Here is a 24106-nt window from a genome sequence, read left to right on the forward strand (position 1 = left end):
CGCTCGGGCCGCACCATCCTATCTAACCAGATCTCAGTTGCTTGCGCTCGCCTGAGCGCCCTGCACGACGGCTTGGGCCATCGCCGGCTCCTGAGGCAGCGCCCATTCGAGCCAGCGTGCGCGATGCAGCACCACGAGTCCGAATGCGGCCGCCGCGATCGCGCCGAACGTCGCGAAGCCCATCTGGTAGCTGCCGGTGCTCTCCTTGGCAATGCCCATGATGACCGGCAGATAGAAGCCGCCGATTCCCCCCGCCGCGCCGATGATGCCCGACATCAGCCCGGTGCGGCCCTGCCAGCGGCGCGGCACGAGCTGGAACGTCGCGCCGTTGCCGAGACCGAAGCACACGTAGGTGAAGGCGAGCAGCGCAATGCCCGCGGCGAACGGCGGCATCCACAGCGCGAATGCGAAGTCGCATACCGAGATCGCGGCAAGCAGCACCACGAGCGCACGCACGCCCGAAATGCGATCGGCGATCAGGCCGCCGAGCGGGCGCACCATCGCACCGGTCAGCGCGAGCAGCGACATCACCACGCCGGCTTCGAGCTTCGGTACTTGATAAAGCGAAATCAGCAGCGTCGAAATATAGGACGACATGCCGACGAAGCCGCCGAACGTGATGCTGTACACGAGCATCACGACCCACGTGTCGCCTTCGGTGAGCACCGCGCGATAGTGGCGCGGCAACACGGCGATGGCGAGCAGCGCGCCGAACACCGGCAGCAGCAGCACCCCGGTCTTGCCCGCGCCGAACACGCCTGCATGCACGGCAAGCACGAGCGCGATCAAGCCGGCGAGCGTGATGCCGAACGAGCGCAATGCGTGCAGCGCGCTACCGGACTTCTGGCCGAGATCGCGGGCCCAAAAGGTCACGGCCGTCGCGGCAAGTGCGAGCAGCGGCAGCGCCGCGCCCGTGGCATGCGCCCATCCATAGTGGGTCGCGAGGCCGGGAAAGAGGAAGCCGTCGAGCACGGCGCCGATATTGCCGGCCGCGGCGAGGCCGAGCACGAGGCCCTGCACCTTCGGCGGATAGTTGCTGCCCGCCATGGGCAGCGCCACGGCGAAACTCGCGCCGCCCACGCCGAGCAACACGCCGAGCACGAGCAGCAAGGTATAGGACGGCGTGCCCGGCATCATCAACAGCACGGCGGCGGGGATGGCGGAGAGGGCGATGCCCATCAGCGCGACACGGCGGCCATCGTAGGCCTGATAGAGATTGCCGAGCGTCACGCGCAAAATCGCCGCGCCGAGTACCGGCACGGCCACGAGCAGGCCCAGTTCCGCCGGCGTCATCGCAATGTCCTTCTGGATGAAGGGCGCGAGCGGGCCGAACATCACCCACACCGTGAAGCCGGTGTCGAAGTACAGGAAGCACGCGACCAGCGCGCGCCAGTTACCGCTCTTGAGCGAACTTACCAGGTCTTTCACGAGGTTCTCTCCAGTAGTGGATCTCAACCCGCCAGGCGGGCATGCATCCGTTGATTTCGGAATCCAGAATGTCTTTCGGGCGCGCTATTGCGCGTTTCGGGCTTGCCGACCACGCCCTGCACGAGCCTGTCCATTTCGCCTATCACGTGCGCCAGCTCCGCCGTGATCACCGCGAATTCGCGGCCGAACTGGCCGGCGCGTGCGGCAGCCACCCGTGCATTGAGCGCGACGATGTTCGCGCGCAGCGAAATGGAGGCGAGTTCGTCGACGATGCCCGCCTGCCGCTTCGCCGCCGCGGCTTCCACGCTGCGCAATTCGTCCTGGTACGCCTGGGTAAGCGCTTGCAGCAGTTCGAGCAGTGGCGTGGCGGCGGTAGTGAGTTCCGTCACGGCTGCCTCGCACACGCTATCGGCCGTCGACGCCTCGATTGAGCGCTCGAGGCACGCGCACGCATGCGCCGCGAGTTTCGTGAACGCCCGGATGCGCTCGTCGGCTTTGCGTGCGCCGAAATAGAGTTCGCGCAACGCCGTTGAGAACACGCCGGGAAAGTGGTCGTCGCCCTCCACCAGCCGTGCGTGCGAAGCCGCAAACGTGTCGAGGCAGTCGCGCGCCACGACGAGCGCGGCCGCGTCACCGCGCAAGCCGAGCAGCGCATGCAGGACGACACGCTGCGAGAGCATGCGCTGACGACCGGCCAGATTGATGAGCTCGCCGACGATTTCCGCAGAGATGTCAGGTATCGTTTCCCGCATGTTCATCTTTAGTTGTACAAATCGCGTCGCGAAGGTGTTGCCAGACCAGGGTGCTTGCGCGAAGCGCATAAAAAAAGCGTCCCGAAGCGCACCCGCCACGCACGCTGTGCCGTGGAGTGCCGCTTCGGGACGCCGTTGCCCCGCACGATCGAATGATCCCGCACACGGCGGGACGATGCTGCAATTCATTGGAGCCTTCATTGGCCCCCGATAGCGATAAAGCAATAGGTATGCCATCCGATCCGCCGGCAGCCCGCACGCCCCGCGCAACGCCCGGCTGGCGCGGGTTTCACGGTTCACGCAGCGCTCGCGGCGCGCGAAGCGGAGACCGGCTGCGCGCCACCAATCGTGTGCTTCAGGTGACTGCTGCTGGTGCACTGCAGCGAAGCCCCGCACCATCGCCGGGCACCGTCTTGCCCTTCGGCGCGACAGCACTACTCTGTAAACATGGATTGGTGGGCCGCGCGAGCGCGCATGCGCGGCGCCGGCCTGGGAGGTGTGTCATGAAGCCAAGCGCAATCGGCCGCGCGTTCGCATGCGTCGCCGTCGTCGGCCTTGGCGGGCTCGTCATTTCATCCGCGGCGAGCGCCGCGAATGAAGCGACGATCGCAATCGTCTCCGGCACGTACGGCAGCAACTGCGGCGCACCACACGGCAATGTCACACGCGATCTCGCCGCGCACTGCGACGGTTTGCGAACCTGCAGCTATCCGGTGTCGATGGTCGCCGCGCAATCGGGCGGCTGCCGGAATGACTATCTCGCCGAGTGGCGCTGCGGCGGCCACGAATTCCACAACGCTGCATTGGCTCCCGGTGCGGGTCAGGGCGATCGGCTCATTCTCAGTTGCGTGCCTTCGAGTGGTCCGGGGCATTGATATCTGCGAATAGGAATCAGAAACGCAGCTCGCGCATGACGCCATTTTCAGCGTACTGCTAACCACGTTCCTCGCTGGCCCAAAGTGGGCCGCGCGTTCGTTGTCCCTTTTCAAAGCGTGTAATAGACTCAGTTCGACGGCGCGCTTCGCACAACTCGCAGGCGACTGCAAACATCGTGGAGTTGTGCTCCCGGTCACGGGGTCATGCTGGGAAGGCACGCAACGTCGGCGGACAGTTTCTCGTACCACCTTTAGTTCTGGCGGTCCTCGCCGGAACGTTATAGGAGTCTGGGGGCGTCTGAATCGCGCGCCCTGGCCTGCGAGGAGACACAGACGATGCTGCTGCCCACTACATCAACGCCAAAGGCGCAGTCCCGGGATTTGCTCGATGTCCTGATTCGCGCCGCGCTCATTGCCGTCCTGGCGATGTTTTGCTTTCGCATCTTCGCCCCGTTCCTCGACCTCATGGTGTGGTCCGTGATTCTCGCGGTCACGCTTTATCCGCTACAAACGAAACTCCAGCGCAGCTTCCCTCACAAGGATGGGCTCATCGCCACGCTCATCATTCTCGTGGCGTTCGCGGTGATCCTCGCGCCGACCTGGCTGCTCGGTGTCGCCGTGGCCGATTCGATCGAGCATGCCATGAGCGTCGCGAAGGGCGGCACGTTTCATATCCCGCCTCCCGCCGACTCGATCGCTCACTGGCCAATCGTCGGTCAGCGCGTATACGACTTCTGGATGCAGGCGTCGACCGACGTCGCCGGTCTCGTGCAGCGGTTCGCGCCGCAACTGAAGGCAACCGGCCTCGCGCTGCTCGGCACCATCACCGGACTCGGCGCCGCACTGCTGATTTTCTTCGTAGCCCTGATCATTGCCGGCATTCTCATGGCCCATGGCGAGACAGGCTATCGCAGCACGGTGCAGATCGCCTCGCGCGTTTCCGGCCCGGAAAACGGCCCGCAAATCGCCGACCTTTGCACCGCCACGATTCGCGCCGTCGCCCAGGGCGTGGTGGGCATCGCGTTCATCCAGATGGTGTTGATCGGCGTCGGCTTCATCGTGATGGGCATTCCCGGCGCAGGCCTGCTCGCGCTGGCCGTGCTGCTGATCGGCATCATGCAGCTGCCCGCCACCCTCATCACTGTGCCCGTCATCATCTTCGTGATCATGACGCAGGGCGTGAGCACGGCGACCATCGTCTTCTCCGTCTACGAGTTCGTTGCAGGTCTCGCCGACAACGTACTCAAGCCGCTGCTGCTTGGCCGCGGCGTGGCGGTGCCCATGCCGGTGGTGCTGATCGGCGCGATCGGCGGTATGGTCACAGGCGGCGTGATCGGCCTTTTCATCGGCCCGGTAATGCTCGCCGTCGGCTATCAACTGTTCTGGCGCTGGGTGAAAGACCAGCCCCAAGCCGAACACGCACGAGAAGAACAGCGGGCTTGAGCCCCGAGGCCGCGCTGTGATCCTCTGCGAGCGCCCTTACTGGCTCCCGCTCGGCGCCTGCTGCCTGAGCACGCTACTGGGCGCATGCATGCGCGTGGGCCCCGACTTTCAGCCGCAACACGAGAGCTGGAGCGAGCATTGGAGCAGCGCGTCGATCGAGCAGGTCACGTCGATCGCTCCACGACCGAATGAGCAACCCGACGCGCGCGAATGGTGGCGCGTATTCGGAGACGAAAATCTCGAGCAGCTGATTGCCGCAGCCGACGCGAATAACAGCGACCTGAAAATCGCCGCCTTGCGCGTGATCGAGGCGCGCGCCCAGCTCGGCATCGCGCTCGCGGGGCGCTACCCGCAGGTGCAGCAGGCCAACGCCGACGTGCTGGCCTCGGCGCGCAAGCGCCACGACGGTTTCGACCCGCGTTCGGGTGCCTACATTCAATACGGTCTTGGGTTCAGCATCGGCTGGGAACTGGACTTCTGGGGACGCTTTAGCCGCGCGATCGAATCGGCTGACGCCTCGTTCTTCGCCGCCCAGGACAACCGCGAGGACGCGCTCGTGCTCGTTCACGCGCAGGTCGCGGACACCTATTTCACGCTGCGCACGACCGAAGCGCGTCTGCGGATTGCGCGCGAAAACGCGCAGCTGCAAAAGCGCAGCTACGACATCACGCAAAAGCTCTTCAAGAGCGGCGAAACCGACGAGCTCGATCTCCAGCAAGCGAAAACACAGTATCTCGGCACGCTGAGCAGCATTCCCGTGTTCGAAAGCCAGATCGCGGTGGCGCGGCACGCGCTTAGCGTGCTGCTCGGGCGCCCGCCCGGCCCGCTGCCCGAACTCGACGTGCAGCCGGCCAAGGCAGGGTTCGTTCCGCTCATCGACCACGCCGTGCTTCAGGACGTGCCCGCGAAGCTGCTGCTGCGCCGGCCGGACGTACGCGCTGCGGAGCAGAAGATGGCCGCGCAGTCTGCGTTGATCGGCGTGGCGAAGGCCGACCTGTATCCGTCCATTTCGCTCGTCGGCACACTCGCCTGGAGCGCCAGCTCGCTTGCGGGTGCGCCGAGCACGCTTGGCGTGGCGGCCGGCCCGAGCATCACATGGAACCTGTTCGATCACGGCCTCATCACGAACAACGTGCGCGTGCAGGATGCCCGCCTGCAGCAGTTGATCGTCGCTTATCAGGAGACCGTGCGCGAAGCGGCGCGCGAGGCCGACGACGCCGCAACCGCGCTGAGCGCGGCGCTGCAGCGCGACACGATCCTGAACGACGCACAAGGCGCGGCGCAGCGCTCGCTCACGCTCGCCAACACGATCTACCGCGAAGGGTACTCGGACTTCCAGCGCGTGCTCGACGCGCAGCGCGCGCTCTCCGCGCAGCAGGACGCGTTCGTCGTCAATCGCGGCAACGCCGTGAGCAGCCTGATTGCGCTGTACAAGGCCGTGGACGGCGGCTGGGACCTGGATCAGCCGCTCATCGATCCCGCTACCCGCGCCCAGATGCAGCGACGCACGGACTGGGGCGACCTGCTCGACGAACCGGCATCGCCCTCCGCCGCGCAAGCGCCTGGCACTCAACCGGAAGGGCCGACACGATGAGCAGCGCGTCCGAACCTTCCAGCCCGCCCCAAGCGCCGCCGGCTTCCGACACATCGGGCAAGGCGCTCAAGTGGATCGTCATCCTGATCGTCATCAGCCTGATCTGGTATCTGCTTGCCGATCGCTTCACGCCTTATACGCAGCAGGCGCGCATCGCGGCCTACGTCGTGCCCGTTGCCGCGGAAGTGTCAGGCCGCGTGACGCGCGTGCTCGTGCACAACAACCAGAAGGTCAACGCGGGCGCCGTGCTGTTCGAAATCGACGACGAGCAATACCGCATCGCCGCCGACCGCGCGCGCGCCGACCTCGAATCCACGCGGCGGCAAATCGGCGCGAACACCGCCGGCATCGAGTCAGCGCAAGCGTCATTGCGCGCGGCGCTCGCCAACGAGGTCAAGGCGCGCCAGGATAGCGACCGGCTGGAACGGCTGTACCGCGAAGACGAAGGCACGGTCTCGCTGCGGCGCCTCGAAGTGGCGCGCGCCACGCACGAGCAGGCGCAAAGCCAGGTCGAAGCCGCCCGCGCCGAAATCGAACGCGCGCGCGAACAGCAAGGCGGCAACGAAGCCGAGAACGCGCAGTTGCGCAGCGCCGCGGGCGCGCTCGAAAAGGCCGAACTCGATCTCGCCAATACGCGCATCCGCGCGCGCTCGGCCGGCGTCATCACCGACCTGCGCACCGAAGTTGGCCAGTTCGCGGCAGCGGGCAATCCGGTCATGACGCTCATCGCCATTCACGATGTCTGGGTCAGCGCGGACATGACGGAGAACAATCTGGGCCACTTGCATGCGGGCACACCCGTCGCCATCGCGCTGGACGCGCTGCCCGGCGAAGTGTTCGCCGGACGCATCCGCAGCATCGGCTACGGCGTGAGCGTGGGACAGAGCACGCCGCCCGGCACGCTGCCCACCGTGCAGAACAGCCGCGACTGGCTGCGGCCCGCGCAACGCTTTCCCGTGATCGTCGAGTTCGACAGCGACGAGCGCGCGCGGCTGCGCAACGTTCGCGTGGGCGGGCAAGCCGAAGTGATGGCGTTTCCGAGCGCAGGCAACCCGCTCAATCCGCTCGGCCGCGTGTTCCTGCGCGTGATGAGCTGGCTCTCCTTCGTCTACTGACCGGCGCCTATGCAAACGAGCCCCTCGCTTCCCGGTCGCCGCGCGCTCCGCGTTGCCACAGGCACGGCGCTCACGCTTGCCATCAGCTTTGCGCTCGACTTTCCGATTCCTGTGATCGCGCCGGTGCTCGCCGTCTTTCTGCTGGCGACGCAGAACCGGCCGCTTTCACTCAAGGCGGCGCTCGCTCTCGCCGTAGTCGTTGCGCTCACAACGAGCAGTGGCCTGTTGCTCGTGCCCGTGCTGCGCTACTACGCGTTCGCGGGCGTGTTGCTCGTCGGCGTTTGTCTCTTCCTTGCGTTTCGCTCCGGCCTGCGCGGCGGCAACAATCTCGTGGCGACGTTCCTCGCGGCGGGCCTCACGATGATCAGCGCGGCAGGCGTGGCCGACCAGCAACTCGCCGCCACGGTGGTCGGTGCGCTCGTGAAAGGCGTGCTGCTCGCCGTGCTCGTCTCGGTCGTGAGCCACGCGCTCTTTCCCGAGCCCGGCGGCGCGGTTGCGGGCGCCAAACCCGCCCCGCGCGTTATGCCGCAAGCGATGGCATCGCGCATCGCGTTGCAGGCCGCACTCGTGGTCATGCCCGCCTGGCTGCTGGCGATGAACGACCCCGCGAGCTATATGCCCATCATCATGAAGTCCGTGAGCCTCGGCAGGCAAACCTGCACCACGTCGGCACGCGGCGCGGCGCGCGAACTGCTCGGCTCCACGGCGCTCGGCGGACTGCTCGCCGTCGCGTTCTGGTTCGCGCTCAGGCTCTTCGTGAATATCTGGATGTTCTATCTCTGGATGCTGCTGTTCGGCTTGCTCGTGGCGCGCAGGCTTTATCGCATCCGTCCCACGCGATACTCGCCGGGCTTCTGGCTGAACAGCCTCGTCACCATGATCATTCTGCTGGGTCAGTCGGTACAGGACAGCGTGGCGGGCAAGGACGTTTACCGGGCGTTCGCCGTGCGCATGGCGCTCTTTCTTGCCGTCACCGCTTACGCGTGCCTGATGCTGCAGATATTCGAGCGTTTCGCACAGCGCAGTGCGGCGGCGCTCGAGAGGGATACGCCATGAACGATGCGCTAAAAAGCGCGGACCATGCGCCGAGAGCACGCGAAATCCTGCTGGAGTCGGGCCGGACCATCTGGTATATGCGTCTGCTCCTGTGCGGTCTGCTAGTGATATTCGTCGTCCTGACGATCGGCATGTTCTATTTCGGCGGCGCGGTGCTGCTCGGACTGATCGGCCTCGTGTTTGCCGGATTGATCGTTGCCGCCGCCATACGCGGCGGACAGGAAGCCTCGCGCCAGGCGCGCAACCGGACGTGAGCAAACTCAAGCAGGTGTAATCAGACCCAATCGGGCATCGGGACCCGCCAGGATCGAACATGACGAACACCACCCTCCGTTGGCTGCGACTGCGCATCGCGCTGGTAAAGGCTGGCGCAGCGATGCTCGCGGCCGTGCTGCCGTGGCAAGCGCACGCGCAGAGCACACCGGGCCAGCTGTCGAACCAAACCGTGATAGGCGGCAACATCAAGCAGCATGCGGACGCCGTGCTGTCCATCATGACCTACACTACCGTTCCGGACGTCACGACCAGTTCGCTATCGATCAACAACGGCACCACCGGCAACCCAGGCTTCGGGCAGACACAGCTAGGCGGCGGCTTCACGCTAAGCCGGACGTTCCCGCTCTACATGGAAGGCACACTCGCCTATAGCCGCTACGACCCGACGTTCATCGCGACCGATGGAACCGAGACGCGGGCGGTGCCCACGAGGTGGAATACCTTCAGCGGCACGGTGGGGCTTGGCTGGGACTTTCGCATCACTAACGAACTCGTGTTTCGCCCGATCATAAACGGCACGATTGGACGCGTTTCCAGCGATCTGCGCATCGGACAAACGTTGTTCAACCATGTCACGGACAGCAATCTCCAGTTCCTCAATAACGGCTATCTGGACGCGTATGGCTACGGCGGCTCGCTCATGCTCGACTATGAGCACTACCGGGAAAACTACGAAATCGATGCGGAATTGCGCGCGACCGATATCTACCTGCGCAGCTTTGGCGGCAGTTCGGAAGCCGTTCAGGGCTCCGCCATGGCGCAGCAGGTGAGCCTCTGGACGCGCTGGCGCGCGCCAACGGGCTGGCACGCTTTGGACAAGCCGGTGCGCTACGTGCTGGAGTTCGCGTACTCGCATTACTTTGGCGACAGCGCCGGGGTGCTCGGCTTCAACGAACTCACATCGCTGGGCGTGGGCCTGGAACTCGACAGCAGCGCGTATCCCGTCATCATTACCCGTACGCGAGCGATGGTGCGCTATGTGTTTGGCCACAACGTGCACGGTGTGTCGTTTGGCCTGGCGGTCAGCTTCTAGGATGTCGAACGCTATGTGGGACTGGGGAGAACTGCCATGAATCTACGGGGTGAGCGTCGAGTTTCCTCGACGGCGGGTTCAGTCGTGAGGTGTCTCGTGTTCGCAGGGGTTTGTGCCTGCCTGCTGCCAATGGCGGGATGTCCGTACTATGCCGCGCCACCCGGCACCGTCGTCATGACGCCCGCTAGCTACGATCGGTCATTCGCCGCCGCGGCGGGCGCGATGCGCGACGAGGGGCTCACGATCACGGTGCAGGATCCCGGCACAGGCACGATTGCCGGGACGCTCGACGGCGCCACCGTGACGGCAAATGTGCACCAGCAATCAGATGGCAGCGTGGTCGTGCAGTTCAACACTGCCGACGCGCGCGACCCCACGCTGATTCATCGGGTCGTGAGCAGCTACGACCGGCGCATGGGCCGCTAGGCGACGCCTGCAGGCGCGGCGCGCCTGTGCCACAATTCTCGTGACGCCGCGCCGGCCCGTATCGGCCTCTGGCCGCGTTGCGCCGCACCGGGACAACCTCCATGAATCCAATCGATCCACAACGCAGCGCCGACTGGCTGCTGCGCGCCGAGCCCGTTGCGGGCGTAGAGCGTATCGAAGCCTTCTTTCAGGGGAAGGCGTATGCGATGCATCGCCACGACACCTATGCGATCGGCCGCACGCTCTCGGGCGTACAGAGCTTCAAATACCGGCGCGGCACGACCCACAGCCTCCCGGGCCACACGATGGTGCTGCATCCCGACGAGCCGCACGACGGCCAGGCCGGCACGGGCGAGGGCTTTCGCTATCGCATGATCTACGTGCAGCCCGCCGTGTTCCAGCAAGTGCTGGGCGGCCGCGCACTGCCCTTCATCGAGGGCGGCGTGACGAATGATCCCCGTTTATGGGCGGCAACCGATGCGTTGCTGCAACGAGTCTCGCAAGGCCTCGACCCGTTCGAGCAGAGCGACGCACTCGCGGAACTCGCGCATGCGCTCGCCGCCGTGGCGGGCACGCCGCCGCCTCGCTCGACAGGCGACTTCGCCGGCGCGCAACGTGCGCGCGAATACCTCGACGCGCAATGCCAGCAAGCCGTCTCGCTCGACGCGCTCGAACAGGCCGTCGGGCGGGACCGCTGGAGCCTCTCGCGAGACTTCCGCAGGTTCTACGGCACGAGCCCCTACCGCTACCTGACGCAACGGCGTCTCGACGCCGCGCGCACGATGATGCTGCGCGGCATGCCGCTCGCCGTTGTCGCGGCTTGTGCGGGTTTCACGGACCAGAGCCACATGACGCGCCATTTCACGAAAACCTTCGGCATTGCGCCGGCGCGCTGGCTGCGGATCGTGGGCGGAACACGCTAGAACATCGTCACGATCGTGCAAGACACGTGCGGCGAGTGGGCGTAGTCTCGGCTTCGTCAATATCCACGACTGAGCGCTAATCAGCGCAACGGAGCCGCGTATGTCAGCCGCAAGCACAACCGCACACCCCAACGCCCCGGCCGCACGCGGCCAGGGCCAGACCATCGACCTGCTCGGAAAAATCGCCCTGATCGAAGGCCACTGGCAGCCGCGCGTGGTGGCCGAGATGAACGACTACCAGTTCAAGGTCGTGAAGCTCGCTGGAGAGTTCGTCTGGCACAGCCACGCCGATACCGACGAAACGTTCATCGTGCTCGAAGGCGAACTGCGCATCGACACGCGCGAGGGTCCCATCGTCGTGCGCGCGGGCCAACTGGCCGTCGTCCCGAAGGGTGCCGAACACAAGCCCTGCGCAATCGGCGAAGTAAAGCTCCTGCTGATCGAACCGCGCGGCGTGGCCAACACCGGCGACGGCGCGCGCAGCGAACGCACGGTAGAAAACGATCTCTGGATCTGAGCGACGCATCTATCCGCTGCTCGAACTGGCCGATCGAGCGCGGATCGCATCACCTCTAACCTCCAGCGTCAGTCCGCATACCCCGGATAGGCTCGATCGAGCCGGCGCAGCAGACCGGGCCAGACGAGCGCCCCTGGCATGACGCCACGCGTCACAGCCACGATCTGCTGCTTGAAGCCGTCGAGAATGGGCTGCGCGATTGGCGTCAGCTTTGCACCGCCCGACTGCGCTCGCACCTGGATCATGCAGGCCGCCTCGAAGAAGTACATCGCGACAAAGGCGTCCGCCGGCGTATTGCCGACGGTCAGCAGCCCGTGGTTACGCAGCATCAGATAATTTTTGTCGCCGAGGTCTCGAACCAGACGCGGCTTTTCGGCTTCGTTGAGGGCAAGGCCTTCGTAGTCGTGATAACCGAGCGAAGCCAACACCCCGAGAGATTGCTGCGAGAGCGGCAGCAGTCCCGCCTCCTGGGCCGACACGGCAACGCCATTGATCGAATGTGTGTGCATGACGCAGTGCGCGTCGTCACGTGCTGCATGCACGGCGCTATGGATCGTGAAGCCAGCCGGATTGATGTCGTACGGCGACTCGCTAACCTTGCGGCCATCGAGGTCGATCTTCACCAGGGAGGACGCCGTGATTTCCTCGAACATCATGCCGTATGGGTTGATCAGGAAATGATGCTCCGGGCCGGGCACGCGCGCCGAGATGTGGGTAAACACCAGATCGTCCCAGCCGAACAGCGCGGTGAGGCGATAAGCAGCTGCCAGATTGACTCGCGCCTCCCATTCGGCGGGTGACACGTCGTTCTTGACATTGACACTCGGTGAAGCCATGTCGACGCTCCTTGGTTGGGTATGGGGAAATCGAGGGAGTCCTCATGATGCGGGCGAACTCGCCGAAAGATTGTCGGCCAGGCGACAACTCCTTTCAACTACGGCTGGCACATGCCATTCGATACCGCTCGTTTAAGGCATCGCCTTGCGATCCCACGGCGGCTCATCGCCAAACGTATCGGCGAGGTAATCGACAAAACGGTGCACCTTGAGCGGTATGCGCCGCACGCTCGGATACACCGCCTGAATCGCCAACTCTGTCGCGCGATAGTCCGGCAGCAGCGCCACCAGTTCGCCGCGCCCGAGGTGCTCGCCGAACACGAAGGTCGGACCATACGCGATGCCGGCTCCGGCCAGCGCGGCGCCGAGCAGCATCTGCGTATTGTTGGCCGCCATCCGGCAAGGTCCGTCGATGACGTGCGCGCGGTTGCTCGCGTCGAGCAAGGTCCAGTCGCCCGCCGACACGGCCTCGCTGAAGACGAGGCGCTGCGCGCGCCGCAAGTCGTCGGGGGTGCGCGGCGTGCCATGGCGCTCGAGATACGCGGGCGACGCACACACGACCATCCGGCACGGTGCGAGCCGGCGCGTCACGAGTCCCGGATCCTGCAGCCGTCCGATCCGGATCGCGACATCGACGCCCGCATCGACGAGGTCAACGTAGCGATCCGCGAGCAGCACTTCCACGTTCACATGCGGATGGTCTTCCAGATAGCGGGCGACGGCCCCGCCCAGATGCATCGCGCCGAACGTCACCGGCGCGGCGACGCGCAGCACGCCGCGCGCCGTGCCCTGCGAGTCGCTTGCCTCCCGGTTCGCTTCGTCGAACGCTTCGAGAATCCGCTTGCAGCGCTCGTAGTAGGCGTAGCCGACCTCGGTGAGGCTCAAGCGCCGCGTCGTTCGCTGCAGCAGCCGCGCATTCAGTTCGGCCTCGATTGCGCTCACGTGCTTGCCGGCCATCGCGGCCGACAGTCCGAAGCGCCGCGCCGCCGCGGCGAGGCTGCCCTCCTCTACGGCGGCGACAAAAACGCCTAGGCTCGTCAGTCGGTCCATTGCATCCCCCAATTCGATAATCTGATTATCGACTGACCACACTGGAACGGCAATTATCAAACCCAAGTCTTGAATCTACCATGCATCCATCACCCAACCGGGAAGGAGCCTGGAAATGGAAATCAAGTCGAACGGCATACGGATTCACGTCAAGGAGCAAGGCAGCGGCGCGCTGGCGCTGGTGTTCCTGCACTACTACGGCGGTTCGTCGCGCACATGGGACGGCGTCGCGAGCGAGCTGTCCGACCGGTATCGGATCGTGGCCACCGATCACCGCGGCTGGGGCGATTCCGAGGCGCCCGCCGAGGGCTACCGCATCGCCGATCTCGCCGCCGACGCCGAGGGTGTCATCGAGGCGCTCGGCCTGCAGCGCTATGTTCTTGTCGGGCATTCGATGGGCGGCAAGGTTGCGCAACTCATCGCATCGCGTCGGCCGGGCGGGCTCGAAGGTCTCGTGCTCGTGGCGCCTTCGCCGCCGTCGCCGATGGTCCTGTCGGACGAGCAGCGCACGACGTTGACCGGTGCGTATCAATCGCGCGAATCGGTCGAGTTCGTCATCGATCACGTGCTGACCGCAAAATCGCTCGACGCCAGCCGCCGCGAGCAAGTCATCGAGGACAGCCTGAAGGCTGCGCCGCAGGCCAAGGCGGCCTGGCCGAACGTAGCCATGCGCGAAGACATCACCGAGGCGGTGATGTCGATCGACGTGCCGACCATCGTCATCTCAGGCGAGCTTGACCAGGTGGATCGCGTGGCAACGCTGCAGGCAGAACTACTGCCGCGCATCCCGCACGCGGCGATGCATATCCTGCCCGGAACGGGACACTTGTCGCCGCTAGAAGCGCCGGCCGACATGGCACGGGTCATTGCGCGATTCGTCGGCGCAATCGAGGAGCACTCCGCCGTATGCAGCACGCCCGAGCAGGTCCCGGTCGCGTTCGATGCGGCGCTGAACGCCGGCGATCTCGATGCAGTGCTCGGCTTGTTCAGCAATCAAGCCACGATGCGAATGACGAGCGGCGACATGGTGCAAGGGAGTCCAGCCGAACTGCGCAGCGCCCTGGCTCAGTTGCTGACATTGCGCCCGCGCATCCGTAACGAGGTGCGCCGTGTGCTGACGAGCGGCGACATCGCGCTCGTCTTGCTCGACTGGACTCTGAACGTGACGCTGCCGGACGGCCGGGCGCATGAAGAGCGCGGCACCGCTACGCAGGTCATGGGGAAATGCGTGGACGGTGGGTGGAGGCTGCGGATTTCGAATCCACCTGGTTTGAACTGAGCCGTTCGCGAGGACGAGAGATTCCGGCAAACCGCCACAGTGACCGCACGGGAGAAACGGCCAGACCGCGGCGGTGTTAGCCGCCGCATGCCGCGGGCCCCTCAACCCTCGCGAGCAAACACCTCACGTGCCGCGAAGAGGCCGTTGAGCGCTGCGGGAAAGCCCGCGTACACGGCCATCTGCATGATCGTCTCGACGATCTCCTCTCGCGTGAGGCCCACATTGAGGCCCGCAGCGATATGGACCTTGAGCTGCGGCTGCGCGTGGCCGATCGCCGTGAGCGCCGCGATGGTCGCGATCTCGCGCGAGCGCAGGTCGAGACCCGGACGCGCGTAGATATCGCCAAACGGAAATTCGAGCAGATACTGCGCGAAATCCGGCGCGATGTCGGCGAGCGAGTCGATCACGTGCTCGCCGCCGCTGCCGTCAATCGCCGTGAGCATGCGCTTGCCTCTTGCGAGGCGGCTTTCCTGCTGGGCGTCGTTGTGCTGATTCATCATGGTGTGCATTCTCGTTCCTTTGCATGGCGTGGGAATAACCTTCGATCTTGTTGTCGAGGACGAGAAGACACGCGTTGAGTTCCGCCACCTGCGCACGCACCGCTTCGCGATGCGCCGCCAGCAATTCGCCGCGCTCGCGCTCGGTTGCCTTGCCCGCCGCGCGCAGCTGCGCGTAGCGCAACATGCCCTGAATCGGCATGCCGGTGGTCTTCAGACGGCCCAGAAACTCGATCCATTCGAGCACCGAGCGGTCGTAAGCACGCTGGCCCGTCTCGTTGCGCACCGCATAGGGAATCAGCCCGATGCGTTCGTAGTAGCGAATCGTGTGGGCCGAAAGGCCCGTGAGCGCTGCCAGTTCGCCAATCTTCATGCGCCTCTCCTCATCGACGTTCTGAATGGTGGGACTTCGAGTGCACTCCAGGTCAAGCTTTTTTTGCGCGGGCGAAATGCGGGTCTTTCATCGCGGAATCCGCCCCGCCCGCTCGGACCGCAAACTCCACGAAACTGCCGTGTGGCGCTAGCGTATCAGCGCAAACAAAAAAGGCGGGAAATCCCCGCCTTTGGCACATCATGCGGTCACCCGCACCTCCACGTCTGCGCGCGCCAGCAACCCGCTGCAACGCTGCGAGAGATGTGCGAACACGACCCGCTTGCCCGCGCGCTCGTAGCGCCCCTGCACCGCTTCGAGCGCGGCGATGGCCGAATGGTCCGCCACGTGCAGATGCGCGCAGTCGATCGTGACGTGAGCGGGATCGTTCTGCATATCGAACAGCGTCTGGAAGTGCGCGGCCGAGGCAAAGAACAGCGTGCCGCGCGGCACGTACACGCGCTCGCCCAAAGCCGTATCGCGGATATCGCAGCGGAATTCGCGCGCATGCTGCCACGCAAAATTGAGCGAGGCGATCACGATGCCGCAGAGCACCGCCGTCGCGAGATCCGTGCACACGGTGATGACCGTGACCGCCACGATCACGACGGCGTCGTTGCGCGGCACCTTGTGCAGCACGCGCAGCGAGCCCCACGCGAAGGTCTGGGCTGCCACCACGAACATCACGCCCACGAGCGCCGCGAGCGGAATGCGCTCGATCAGCGGCGAAAGGAACAGGATGTAGAGCAGGATCATCACGCCGCTCGTCACGCCCGAGATACGCGCGCGTCCGCCCGAGCCGAGATTGATGACGGTCTGGCCGATCATCGCGCAGCCGCCCATCGCGCCGAACAGGCCCGAAGCGACATTCGCCGCGCCGAGCGCCACGCACTCGCGGTTGGGGCGGCCGCGCGTGGCCGTCACGTCGTCGGTGAGGTTGAGCGTGAGGAGCGTCTCCAGCAGCCCCACCATCGCCATCAGCACCGCGTAGGGCAGCACGATCTTGAGCGTCGCCAGGTCGAATGGCACCGCCGGCAGCGCGAACGTGGGCAGGCCGCCCGCAATGTGCGCCATGTCGCCGAGTGTGCGCACCGGCAGGTGCAGCAGCTGCGCGGCGAGCCCTACGCCGACGATAGCCACGAGCGCGGGCGGCGCGGCCTTCGTCACGCGCGGCAGCACGAACACGATCGCCACGGTGATCGCAACGAGCCCCGCCATGAGCGCGAGCGCCGGGCCGTGCAGCCATTGCGGACCCTGCGGGCCGGGCACCTTGAAGTGCTCGAACTGCGCGCGCGCGATGATGATCGCGAGGCCGTTGACGAACCCGAGCATCACCGGATGCGGGACCATGCGGATCAGCTTGCCTAAGCGCAGCGCGCCGAACAGCATCATGACGATGCCGCTCAGCACGACCGTGGCGAACAGATACTGCGGCCCATGCTGAACCACGAGCGCGACGATCACCACGGCCATCGATCCGGCCGCGCCCGAAATCATCCCGGGCCGGCCGCCGAACAGCGCCGTGATCGTGCAGATGAAGAAGGCGCCGTACAGGCCCGCGAGCGGATTGACACGCGCGACGAGTGCGAAGGCGATGCACTCGGGCACGAGTGCAAACGACGACGTGATGCCCGCGAGCAGTTCGCTACGCAGCAACGAAGAACGGGAAGAACGGCGCGAGCCGGAACGATCGGATTCCATGTAGCGGTATGGATTTGCAGCGGATTGGCTGGATGTCGTTGCCACGCCCCGCGCGTCGCGTTGGCTCGAAGGGGGGCGGGGAACAGGACAGGATGCGAGGCGGCGGCGTGGCGCCGCTTCGAGGGCCCGCGAGATCCATGGGGCGCTCGCGAGTCAGCGTGCGCCATGATCCGGACGGACGAAAGGGCGCATCCTAGCATGATTGCCGTGAGGTTGCCGACGAGGCCGCGGGTTGCGCGGCCGGCTCAGGGCGTCTTGAAGAGCCGCTCGCAGGTGAAGTCGACGAACGCGCGCAGCCGCGGCGTGAGGTGCCGGTTGGAGGGCCAGAGGATCGAGAACTGGCCCGGCGCTTCGCAGGCTTCGTCGAGCACGGTTGCGAGCGTGCCCGTCGCCAGCGCGTCGCGAGCGAGGAAGTCCGGCATGTAGCCGATGCCGAAGCCCGCCTCCACCGCCCCGCGCAACGCCTCCATGTTGTTGCAGACGAGCGCGGCGCGCAATTGCGGCGGCGCTTCCGTTCCCGTGGCGAGGTCCCACGGCTGGAGCTTGCCCGTCGTGGGAAACCGGTAACGCACGCAGGCGTGCGCTTCGAGATCGCCCAGCGTGCGCGGCACGCCCGCGCGCGCGAGATACGCGGGCGCCGCGGCAAGCACGAAGCGAAACGGCCCGAGACGCCGCGCCATCAAGCTGGAATCGCTGAGCGCCCCGCTGCGGATGGCGGCGTCGAAGCCGCCTTCCACGAGATCGACGAGCCGGTCGTTGAAGTCCAGATCGAGTTCGATTTCCGGGTAGCGTTGCGCGAATTCGGGCAACACCGGCAGCAGGAAGCGATAGCCGATGGCGGGCAGGCTCACTCGCAGGCGCCCGCGCGGCGTTTGGGCCGCCGCCGAAAGCAGTTCCTGCGTATCGCGCAGTTCTTCGAGCATGCGATGGCAGCGCTCGTAGAAGAGTTGGCCTTCCTCGGTGAGCGTGATGCGCCGCGTGGTGCGATGAAAGAGGCGCACGCCGAGCGACTGCTCGAGCCGCGCAATGCTCTTGCCGACCGCCGAGGCCGAGATGCCGAGAGCGTGCCCCGCCTCGACGAAGCTGAGCGCCTGCGCGACGCGCACGAAAGCGACGATGCCGTTGAGATTATCCATAGCGTATTCGAGTAGTCCGGCGCGCAACGATTCGCGAATCCCGTTCCGCAATCTGCGGAACGCCAGCCTGTTTTTCCGCGCACGTTTGCGCATTATCGTAGTTCGCTCCAGCCGGCGCGCGTCCGGCGACCTCTGGAGCCATTCCGTGACGATATCCCCCAACCACAACGAGGCGTCGCGCCGCGTCGCCATCCTGGCGGCCGTCTGCCTCGCCGGCCTCGCCATGCCGCTCGCTTTCTCGGGCGGCGCCGTCGCCACCCCAGCGATTGGCCGCGCGTTCGTGCGCGACGCCGCCAGCGCACCCGCCGCCCTCAACTGGGTCACCAATGCATTCATGCTCGCCTTCGGCAGTCTGCTGATGGCGGCAGGCACACTCGCGGACCAGTACGGGCGCAAGCGCGTGTTCGCACTCGGCGTGGCGGGTTTTACGCTGGCTTCGCTTGCGCTCGCATGTGCGCCTTCGCTCTTCTCGCTGGACCTGCTGCGCGCGGCGCAAGGCTTGTCCGCGGCAGCGGCACTGGCCGGCGGCACCGCGGCGCTCGCGCAGGAGTTCGACGGCCACGCCCGCACGCGCGCATTCAGCTTGCTCGGCACGACGTTCGGCCTCGGGCTCGCGTTCGGGCCCGTGATCGCCGGACTCCTGATCGAGCGCATCGGCTGGCGCGCCGTGTTCGCGACCGGCGCAGTGGCGGGCGCGTTCGCGCTCGTATTCGGCGTACCACGCATGCGCGAGTCGCGCGACCCGAACGCGCGCGGACTCGACTGGGCCGGCACGCTCACCTTCACCGCAGCGCTTTCGTGCTTCACGTACGGCGTAATCGAAGCACCCAGCCGCGGTTGGACCCATGCCCTCGTGGCGGGGTTGCTGGCCGCTTCGGTTGTGCTGGCGTGCGCTTTCGTGGCAATCGAAAAGCGCATCGCGCGTCCCATGCTCGATCTCTCGCTCTTTCGCTATCCGCGCTTCGTGGGCGTTCAGTTGCTGCCGATCGCGACCTGCTTCTGCTACATCGTTCTGCTCGTCGTGCTGCCGCTGCGGCTCATCGGCGTGGAGGGCTACCGCGAAATCGACGCGGGCTGGCTCATGCTCGCGCTCTCAGCGCCCATGCTGGTCGTGCCGCTCGCGGCTGCGGTGCTTACGCGCTGGCTGTCGCCGGGCGTGGTCTCGGGCATTGGCCTGGCCATCGCCGCCGCGGGACTGTACGCGCTCGGATTGGCGTTGCGCGGCGGTGCGAATGCGTCGGCGATCGGGCCGATGCTCGCGATCGGCACCGGCGCGGCAATGCCTTGGGGATTGATGGACGGCCTCTCCGTGAGCGTCGTGCCGAAGGAGCGTGCGGGCATGGCCACCGGCATTTTCAGCACGACGCGCGTGGCGGGCGAAGGCATCGCGCTTGCCTGCGTGAGCGCGCTGCTGGCTGCGCTCACGCAAGCCCGGCTTCTCGCTGCGGATCACGTTCATGTCGATGGGGGCGCGATTGCGCAGGCGTCGGCGAGACTCGCGACGGGTGACCTCGCGCAGGCTGCGGCGTGGCTGCCGGGCGTGCACGTGTCTGCGTTGCGTGCGGCTTATGCCGATGCGTTTTCGGTGCTGCTTACGGGGCTCGCTGTTCTGACGCTTGGCTGCGCTATCGCGGTGATCGTGTTTCTGGGGCGTGCGCGCGGTGCAAGCTCGGTGCAGGGGGATTTGCTGGAGCATGCCGCGGCGATCGTGCGTGAAGAAGGCCGGGCGTGATGATCGCGGTTATGTTTGCTGCGGGCTGTTGTCATGCTTGCGGCTCGCGTGTTTTATATGATTCGCTTCACGTCGCCCCCAACAGCGAATCCCATCACGGCGCGGCCGCGCAGTTCGGTGTCTCGCAATCGGCGCTGGGCCACACGCGCATGCTCTTATGTATTGGGTTCATGAAACTTGTGGTGGTTCCTGGCTGTTTTGGCCTTTCCTTGTGTTCGCGTCGGTATGCCTGCGTTGCCCCTGTGCGGGGCGGCACCTACTTTCTTTGCGGCGGCAAAGAAAGTAGGCAAAGAAAGCCGCTCACACCGCCAATGCCTGCCACGGTTCACATCGCGGCTTTAATGGTGAATGGCTCCGGAGCGTCTGTCACCTCGCACCACCCAGGTTAGTGACAAGGCTGTCATTTATCCCGCTGCTCGCTTCGCGCGCTGCGGTCGGGTCTGCAAGGGAAACCAAAAGGCATTTCAGGCTTCGCGATAATGCACGCGCCCCAACGGGGTTGGGTTATGCCCTTCGGCGCGCGGAGCGCCGCCGGAACGATGAGCGCCTTGTCACTAACCTTGAAGGTGCGGGGTGACAGACGCTCCGGAGCCATTCACCATTTACGGCGAGATGTGAACTGTGGCAGGCGCTGGCGGTTTGAGCGGCTTTCTTTGCCTACTTTCTTTGCCGCCGCAAAGAAAGTAGGTGCCGCCCCGCACAGGGGCAACCCAGGCAGACCGCCGCGAAAACAGGAAAAAGCCAAAGCCCCAAAGAGCAAAAAACAAAAAACCCTAACGCGCAAAATACATATCATGAAGCTCATCGACATTAACATCGACAGCCCGCGCAGCAAACGTAACCTTCCCCCCCTGCATAAGATAAACCTGATCAGCAAGCCGCAGCGCCATATTGGTATTCTGCTCCACGAGCACAATAGTCCGCCCCGCCCCCTTGAGCCGATCCAGAATCGCAAACACCTCCTGCACCATCACAGGCGCAAGCCCAAGCGAAGGCTCATCGATCAGCATGAGCTGCGGCGAGGACATGAGCCCGCGCCCCAGTGCCAGCATCTGCGCCTGACCACCGGATAGCGTGCCCGCAAGCAGCGCACGCCGCTCCTTGAGCAGCGGAAACAGCGCGTAGACCTCCTCTAGCTGCGATTTCGCCCCAGCGCGCCGCGTTTTCGCAAACGCGCCCAGCATCAGATTCTCCTCGATCGACATGTCGCGGAAAATCATGCGCCCTTCAGGCACCATCGCAATACCGCGCTGCGCCATGTCCCACGTAGGCACGCCCGCGAGCGGCGCGCCGTCGAAGGTGATCTGGCCGCGCTCAAGCGGCACGAGGCCCATGATCGCGCGCAGCAGCGTGGTCTTGCCTGCGCCGTTCGGGCCCACGATGGTCGTGACCTCGCCGCTCGCGATATTGAGGGAAACGTCCCATAACACATTGATCGCGCCATAGCCGGCGCGGGCGCTGCTGACCTCAAGCATGGGCGGCCTCCCCCGTATAGCTGCGCACGACTTCGGGATCGCGAAACACGTCGGCGGGCGGCCCATCGGCGATCAGCTTGCCGAAGTTGAGCACGCATACGCGCCTGCACAGGTTCATCACGGTTTCGATATCGTGCTCGATGATCAGGATGCCTACGCTGTATCGCTCGTGCACCGCCAGCAGCGTTTGCATGAAGCGGCGCTTGGTAGCCGTTTCGAGACCGCCCAGCACTTCGTCGAGCAACAGCAGCTTCGGCCCGGTTGCGAGCGCCTTCGCTACCTCCAGCGCCTTCAATTCGGTGAGCGCGAGTTCCGTCGCCGCGTCGCGCTGCGCCTTGCCTTCAAGTCCCAGGAACGCGAGGATCTCGTCGATGCGCCCCTCGTCCACGCGTCCTGTGCCGAAGCGTTGCGCGACGATCAAGTTCTCGCGCACCGTGAGTTCGTGCATGGGCTGCGGCACCTGGAACGTGCGCCCGATGCCCAGGCGCGCACGCCGATAGAGCGGCGCTTTCAACAAATCCACATCGCCAAAGCGAATCGATCCGCTCGTGGGCCGCACGAGCCCCGAAATCGCGTTGAAAAGCGTCGTCTTTCCCGCTCCGTTCGGCCCGACCAGCCCCACCACGTCGCGTGTGCCGAGCGATAGCGAAACACCGTTGACCGCCGTGATGCCGCCAAAGCGGATCGACACATCCTGCAGTCGCAGTTCCGCCGCCTGTTCAGCTTGCTGCATAGACACCTCGCCGGGTACGTTTGAAGCGCAGCGCGGTCAGACCCGCGGGGCTCACGATGATCATCGCTACGAGCAAAATGCCCAGCACGATCTGATGCCCCGTCGGCAGCAGACTCTTGAGCACGAGCTGGTCGACCAGATAGACCGTCACCGCGCCCACCAGCGGCCCGAGTATGGTGCGATAGCCGCCGCAAATCGCGGCGATGATCGGCACGACGGCCCAGCTCGCGTTGAACGCGTAATCGGGTTCGAGAAAGTTGATGTAGTGCGCGTTGAATGCGCCGACGAGCCCCGTCATCAGCGCCGAGAGCATCAGCATGGCGAGCTTGAGCATCACGCTGTTCACGCCCACCACGCGCGTGGCGTCTTCCGACTCATGCATCGCCCGCAGCGCGAGTCCCACATGGCTGCCGCGCAGCCTCGCATAAATCGCGGCGAACACCAGCACGAGCGTGAGCACGACGAGATAGCCGCCGCTCTTGCTGCCGAAGTCGAAGCCCGCGACCTTCGGCAGGCCCGGAATGCTGGAAAGGCCGCTCGCGCCGCCCGTGAGATCGGACCATTCGGTCGCGATGATGCGGAAGATCTGCGCATAGGCGAGGATGGCGAGCGCGAAGTACGGCCCCTTCAGACGCAGCGCGGGCGCCATCGCAAGCGAGGCAACTGCCGCCCCCACGCCGCCCGCAAGCATCGCGGGAAACACGGGCCAACCGGCCTTGAGCGTGAGGAGCGCGGAGATATACGAACCCACGCCAAAAAACGCCGCGTGTCCAAAGCTCACCATGCCGCCGAGGTTGCCAAGCAGCGCCCACGCGAGCGCCACGCCCGCGATGGTGAGCGAGGCGACCGCCAGGCTCATCAGATACAGGTTCTGCCCGAACACGAGCGGCACGCCGACATAGAGCACGGCCAGCGCCACGGCAAGCCCGGCCAGACGCGGGCCGGACCAGGCCGGTGTGATTTTCAAAGTCGACATCGATCTCATCCCCTTCGTTTCGCCACACCGAACAAGCCGTTCGGCAGCACGTAGAGCACGAGCAGAAACAGCAGCATGCCCGCGAGTTCCTGCAACGCCGAGCTGGCGAGCGTGACCGTGAGCGCTTCGGTAATGCCGAGCAACATCGCGCCCGCCAGCACGCCCGGGATCGAGCCCACGCCCGCGAGCACCGTGATGATGAACGCCTTCACGGTAAGCGCTTCGCCGATGGAAGGCTGGATCGCGCTCGACGCGTAGATCGACACGCCCGCGCACGAAGCGAGCAGCCCCGCTACGACGAATGAGATCAGTTCGGTCTTGCGCGGGTCGATACCCATCAGGCGCGCCGCATCGCGGTTGCTGGAAATCGCGCGCACGGCGCGGCCATACCACGAGCGCGAGAGCCACCACCAGAGCGCGAGCATCAGCACGACGCTGATACCGAACGAGAGCACTTCGCTGCGCATGGAAAGCAGGTTGCCGAGCATCACGCTGTCCTGCAGCCATGCGCTGCCGGTCGAGCGCACGTCGGCGCCCCAGCCCAGCAGCACGGCGTTGGTCAGCACGATGCCGATACCGTAGGTCAGGATCAGCGAGTTCAGCTCGCGGTCGCGCTTGATGCGGCTAACCAGATACCACGCGGCGGCCGCGGCCGCGCAGACCACCGGAATCGCCACCGGAATCGCGAACACGGGATTGAGGCCGAGCTTCGTCTCGAACGTGTAGGCGATATAGGCGGCAAGCAGCACCAGCTCGCCGTGGGCGAGATTGATGATGCGCATCGAGCCGAACACCAGCGCGAGCCCCAGCGCGACGAGCGCGTAGGCGCCGCCCACGAGCACGCCCGAATACAGCGATTGCAGCAGCAGGTCCGTCATCGCGG

At 65.5% G+C, this 24106-nt stretch carries 24 protein-coding genes; 12 read left to right on the top strand and 12 right to left on the bottom strand.

Translation table 11 applies throughout. The annotated features are described in order from the left end of the window. Positions 1 to 33: 33 nt before the first annotated feature. Positions 34 to 1428, bottom strand: coding sequence for an MFS transporter (locus tag E1N52_RS29250; RefSeq protein WP_133186374.1), 1395 nt, complete (start codon positions 1426 to 1428; stop codon positions 34 to 36). A gap of 23 nt (positions 1429 to 1451) precedes the next feature. After that, positions 1452 to 2180 (bottom strand): type IV pili methyl-accepting chemotaxis transducer N-terminal domain-containing protein, encoded by a 729-nt coding sequence (locus E1N52_RS29255; protein ID WP_246089253.1) that lies wholly within the window; start codon positions 2178 to 2180, stop codon positions 1452 to 1454. Between the two features lie 503 nt (positions 2181 to 2683). On the opposite strand from E1N52_RS29255, the gene E1N52_RS29260 reads away from it, so the two are divergent. From E1N52_RS29260 to E1N52_RS29305, 10 genes are all read left to right on the top strand, one after another. Next, entirely contained in the window at positions 2684 to 3055 is a 372-nt protein-coding gene (locus E1N52_RS29260) for a hypothetical protein (protein ID WP_246089254.1), read from the top strand. Positions 3056 to 3391: 336 nt separating this feature from the next. Then, the gene (locus tag E1N52_RS29265) at positions 3392 to 4498 is read left to right on the top strand and encodes an AI-2E family transporter (RefSeq protein WP_133186378.1); all 1107 of its coding nucleotides are present in this window, start codon (positions 3392 to 3394) and stop codon (positions 4496 to 4498) included. 16 nt (positions 4499 to 4514) lie between these two features. Continuing rightward, positions 4515 to 6092, top strand: coding sequence for a TolC family protein (locus tag E1N52_RS29270; protein ID WP_425468149.1), 1578 nt, complete (start codon positions 4515 to 4517; stop codon positions 6090 to 6092). Next, on the top strand, positions 6089 to 7207 hold the full coding sequence (locus E1N52_RS29275) for an HlyD family secretion protein (RefSeq protein ID WP_133186381.1): 1119 nt from the start codon (positions 6089 to 6091) through the stop codon (positions 7205 to 7207). The genes E1N52_RS29270 and E1N52_RS29275 overlap by 4 nt, the downstream gene beginning before the upstream one ends. A gap of 9 nt (positions 7208 to 7216) precedes the next feature. Continuing rightward, positions 7217 to 8263: a DUF2955 domain-containing protein gene (locus E1N52_RS29280; RefSeq protein WP_133186383.1), complete on the top strand. Its 1047-nt coding sequence runs from the start codon at positions 7217 to 7219 to the stop codon at positions 8261 to 8263. Next, positions 8260 to 8517: a hypothetical protein gene (locus E1N52_RS29285; protein ID WP_133186385.1), complete on the top strand. Its 258-nt coding sequence runs from the start codon at positions 8260 to 8262 to the stop codon at positions 8515 to 8517. The genes E1N52_RS29280 and E1N52_RS29285 overlap by 4 nt, the downstream gene beginning before the upstream one ends. A gap of 122 nt (positions 8518 to 8639) precedes the next feature. Then, positions 8640 to 9572 carry a hypothetical protein gene (locus tag E1N52_RS29290; RefSeq protein WP_205965680.1) on the top strand — a complete coding sequence of 311 codons (933 nt, stop codon included), beginning with the start codon at positions 8640 to 8642 and terminating at the stop codon, positions 9570 to 9572. Between the two features lie 36 nt (positions 9573 to 9608). Next, a complete protein-coding gene (locus E1N52_RS29295; protein ID WP_246089255.1) occupies positions 9609 to 9998 on the top strand; it encodes a hypothetical protein in 390 nt (129 codons plus the stop codon). A gap of 101 nt (positions 9999 to 10099) precedes the next feature. Then, positions 10100 to 10921 (top strand): AraC family transcriptional regulator, encoded by an 822-nt coding sequence (locus E1N52_RS29300; RefSeq protein ID WP_133186389.1) that lies wholly within the window; start codon positions 10100 to 10102, stop codon positions 10919 to 10921. A gap of 100 nt (positions 10922 to 11021) precedes the next feature. Then, positions 11022 to 11438 (top strand): cupin domain-containing protein, encoded by a 417-nt coding sequence (locus E1N52_RS29305; RefSeq protein ID WP_133186391.1) that lies wholly within the window; start codon positions 11022 to 11024, stop codon positions 11436 to 11438. Positions 11439 to 11506: 68 nt separating this feature from the next. Here E1N52_RS29305 and E1N52_RS29310 read toward each other — a convergent pair whose 3' ends face one another. After that, positions 11507 to 12274: a class II aldolase/adducin family protein gene (locus E1N52_RS29310; RefSeq protein WP_133186393.1), complete on the bottom strand. Its 768-nt coding sequence runs from the start codon at positions 12272 to 12274 to the stop codon at positions 11507 to 11509. A gap of 132 nt (positions 12275 to 12406) precedes the next feature. After that, complete coding sequence (locus E1N52_RS29315) at positions 12407 to 13324, bottom strand: LysR family transcriptional regulator (protein ID WP_133186395.1); 918 nt, start codon at positions 13322 to 13324, stop codon at positions 12407 to 12409. Between the two features lie 115 nt (positions 13325 to 13439). Between E1N52_RS29315 and E1N52_RS29320 the strand changes: the two genes are divergently transcribed. Next, the gene (locus E1N52_RS29320) at positions 13440 to 14603 is read left to right on the top strand and encodes an alpha/beta fold hydrolase (protein ID WP_133186397.1); all 1164 of its coding nucleotides are present in this window, start codon (positions 13440 to 13442) and stop codon (positions 14601 to 14603) included. Between the two features lie 101 nt (positions 14604 to 14704). On the opposite strand, the gene E1N52_RS29325 is transcribed toward E1N52_RS29320, so the two are convergent. The 4 genes from E1N52_RS29325 to E1N52_RS29340 form a co-directional block, all read right to left on the bottom strand. Next, complete coding sequence (locus E1N52_RS29325; RefSeq protein WP_205965679.1) at positions 14705 to 15103, bottom strand: carboxymuconolactone decarboxylase family protein; 399 nt, start codon at positions 15101 to 15103, stop codon at positions 14705 to 14707. Further along, positions 15030 to 15473, bottom strand: coding sequence for a MerR family transcriptional regulator (locus E1N52_RS29330; protein ID WP_133186399.1), 444 nt, complete (start codon positions 15471 to 15473; stop codon positions 15030 to 15032). The genes E1N52_RS29325 and E1N52_RS29330 overlap by 74 nt, the downstream gene beginning before the upstream one ends. A gap of 198 nt (positions 15474 to 15671) precedes the next feature. Further along, positions 15672 to 17171: a SulP family inorganic anion transporter gene (locus tag E1N52_RS29335; RefSeq protein WP_133186401.1), complete on the bottom strand. Its 1500-nt coding sequence runs from the start codon at positions 17169 to 17171 to the stop codon at positions 15672 to 15674. 245 nt (positions 17172 to 17416) lie between these two features. Continuing rightward, positions 17417 to 18307, bottom strand: coding sequence for a LysR family transcriptional regulator (locus E1N52_RS29340; protein ID WP_133186403.1), 891 nt, complete (start codon positions 18305 to 18307; stop codon positions 17417 to 17419). A gap of 145 nt (positions 18308 to 18452) precedes the next feature. On the opposite strand from E1N52_RS29340, the gene E1N52_RS29345 reads away from it, so the two are divergent. Continuing rightward, positions 18453 to 20039 (top strand): MFS transporter, encoded by a 1587-nt coding sequence (locus E1N52_RS29345; RefSeq protein ID WP_425468152.1) that lies wholly within the window; start codon positions 18453 to 18455, stop codon positions 20037 to 20039. A 773-nt stretch (positions 20040 to 20812) separates the two neighbouring features. Here E1N52_RS29345 and E1N52_RS29350 read toward each other — a convergent pair. The 4 genes from E1N52_RS29350 to E1N52_RS29365 are packed head-to-tail and all read right to left on the bottom strand — an operon-like array spanning position 20813 to position 24101. Continuing rightward, entirely contained in the window at positions 20813 to 21514 is a 702-nt protein-coding gene (locus E1N52_RS29350; RefSeq protein ID WP_133186407.1) for an ABC transporter ATP-binding protein, read from the bottom strand. After that, on the bottom strand, positions 21507 to 22247 hold the full coding sequence (locus tag E1N52_RS29355; protein WP_133186409.1) for an ABC transporter ATP-binding protein: 741 nt from the start codon (positions 22245 to 22247) through the stop codon (positions 21507 to 21509). Before E1N52_RS29355 ends, E1N52_RS29350 begins: the two co-directional genes overlap by 8 nt. Then, complete coding sequence (locus tag E1N52_RS29360) at positions 22234 to 23223, bottom strand: branched-chain amino acid ABC transporter permease (protein ID WP_133186411.1); 990 nt, start codon at positions 23221 to 23223, stop codon at positions 22234 to 22236. Before E1N52_RS29360 ends, E1N52_RS29355 begins: the two co-directional genes overlap by 14 nt. 5 nt (positions 23224 to 23228) lie before the next feature. Next, positions 23229 to 24101: a branched-chain amino acid ABC transporter permease gene (locus E1N52_RS29365; protein ID WP_069266856.1), complete on the bottom strand. Its 873-nt coding sequence runs from the start codon at positions 24099 to 24101 to the stop codon at positions 23229 to 23231. Positions 24102 to 24106 lie beyond the last annotated feature (5 nt).

Source organism: Paraburkholderia guartelaensis, assembly GCF_004353905.1.
GTDB classification, from domain to species: Bacteria; Pseudomonadota; Gammaproteobacteria; order Burkholderiales; family Burkholderiaceae; genus Paraburkholderia; species Paraburkholderia guartelaensis.

Coding starts and splice junctions, on each gene's coding strand:
- E1N52_RS29325 (WP_205965679.1), bottom strand. CDS start 15,103: ATGATGAATCAGCACAACGACGCCCAGCAGGAAAGCCGCCTCGCAAGA.
- E1N52_RS29365 (WP_069266856.1), bottom strand. CDS start 24,101: ATGACGGACCTGCTGCTGCAATCGCTGTATTCGGGCGTGCTCGTGGGC.
- E1N52_RS29275 (WP_133186381.1), top strand. CDS start 6,089: ATGAGCAGCGCGTCCGAACCTTCCAGCCCGCCCCAAGCGCCGCCGGCT.
- E1N52_RS29255 (WP_246089253.1), bottom strand. CDS start 2,180: ATGCGGGAAACGATACCTGACATCTCTGCGGAAATCGTCGGCGAGCTC.
- E1N52_RS29315 (WP_133186395.1), bottom strand. CDS start 13,324: ATGGACCGACTGACGAGCCTAGGCGTTTTTGTCGCCGCCGTAGAGGAG.
- E1N52_RS29285 (WP_133186385.1), top strand. CDS start 8,260: ATGAACGATGCGCTAAAAAGCGCGGACCATGCGCCGAGAGCACGCGAA.
- E1N52_RS29310 (WP_133186393.1), bottom strand. CDS start 12,274: ATGGCTTCACCGAGTGTCAATGTCAAGAACGACGTGTCACCCGCCGAA.
- E1N52_RS29280 (WP_133186383.1), top strand. CDS start 7,217: ATGCAAACGAGCCCCTCGCTTCCCGGTCGCCGCGCGCTCCGCGTTGCC.
- E1N52_RS29295 (WP_246089255.1), top strand. CDS start 9,609: ATGAATCTACGGGGTGAGCGTCGAGTTTCCTCGACGGCGGGTTCAGTC.
- E1N52_RS29340 (WP_133186403.1), bottom strand. CDS start 18,307: ATGGATAATCTCAACGGCATCGTCGCTTTCGTGCGCGTCGCGCAGGCG.
- E1N52_RS29265 (WP_133186378.1), top strand. CDS start 3,392: ATGCTGCTGCCCACTACATCAACGCCAAAGGCGCAGTCCCGGGATTTG.
- E1N52_RS29260 (WP_246089254.1), top strand. CDS start 2,684: ATGAAGCCAAGCGCAATCGGCCGCGCGTTCGCATGCGTCGCCGTCGTC.
- E1N52_RS29320 (WP_133186397.1), top strand. CDS start 13,440: ATGGAAATCAAGTCGAACGGCATACGGATTCACGTCAAGGAGCAAGGC.
- E1N52_RS29335 (WP_133186401.1), bottom strand. CDS start 17,171: ATGGAATCCGATCGTTCCGGCTCGCGCCGTTCTTCCCGTTCTTCGTTG.
- E1N52_RS29355 (WP_133186409.1), bottom strand. CDS start 22,247: ATGCAGCAAGCTGAACAGGCGGCGGAACTGCGACTGCAGGATGTGTCG.
- E1N52_RS29305 (WP_133186391.1), top strand. CDS start 11,022: ATGTCAGCCGCAAGCACAACCGCACACCCCAACGCCCCGGCCGCACGC.
- E1N52_RS29350 (WP_133186407.1), bottom strand. CDS start 21,514: ATGCTTGAGGTCAGCAGCGCCCGCGCCGGCTATGGCGCGATCAATGTG.
- E1N52_RS29290 (WP_205965680.1), top strand. CDS start 8,640: ATGCTCGCGGCCGTGCTGCCGTGGCAAGCGCACGCGCAGAGCACACCG.
- E1N52_RS29330 (WP_133186399.1), bottom strand. CDS start 15,473: ATGAAGATTGGCGAACTGGCAGCGCTCACGGGCCTTTCGGCCCACACG.
- E1N52_RS29360 (WP_133186411.1), bottom strand. CDS start 23,223: ATGTCGACTTTGAAAATCACACCGGCCTGGTCCGGCCCGCGTCTGGCC.
- E1N52_RS29300 (WP_133186389.1), top strand. CDS start 10,100: ATGAATCCAATCGATCCACAACGCAGCGCCGACTGGCTGCTGCGCGCC.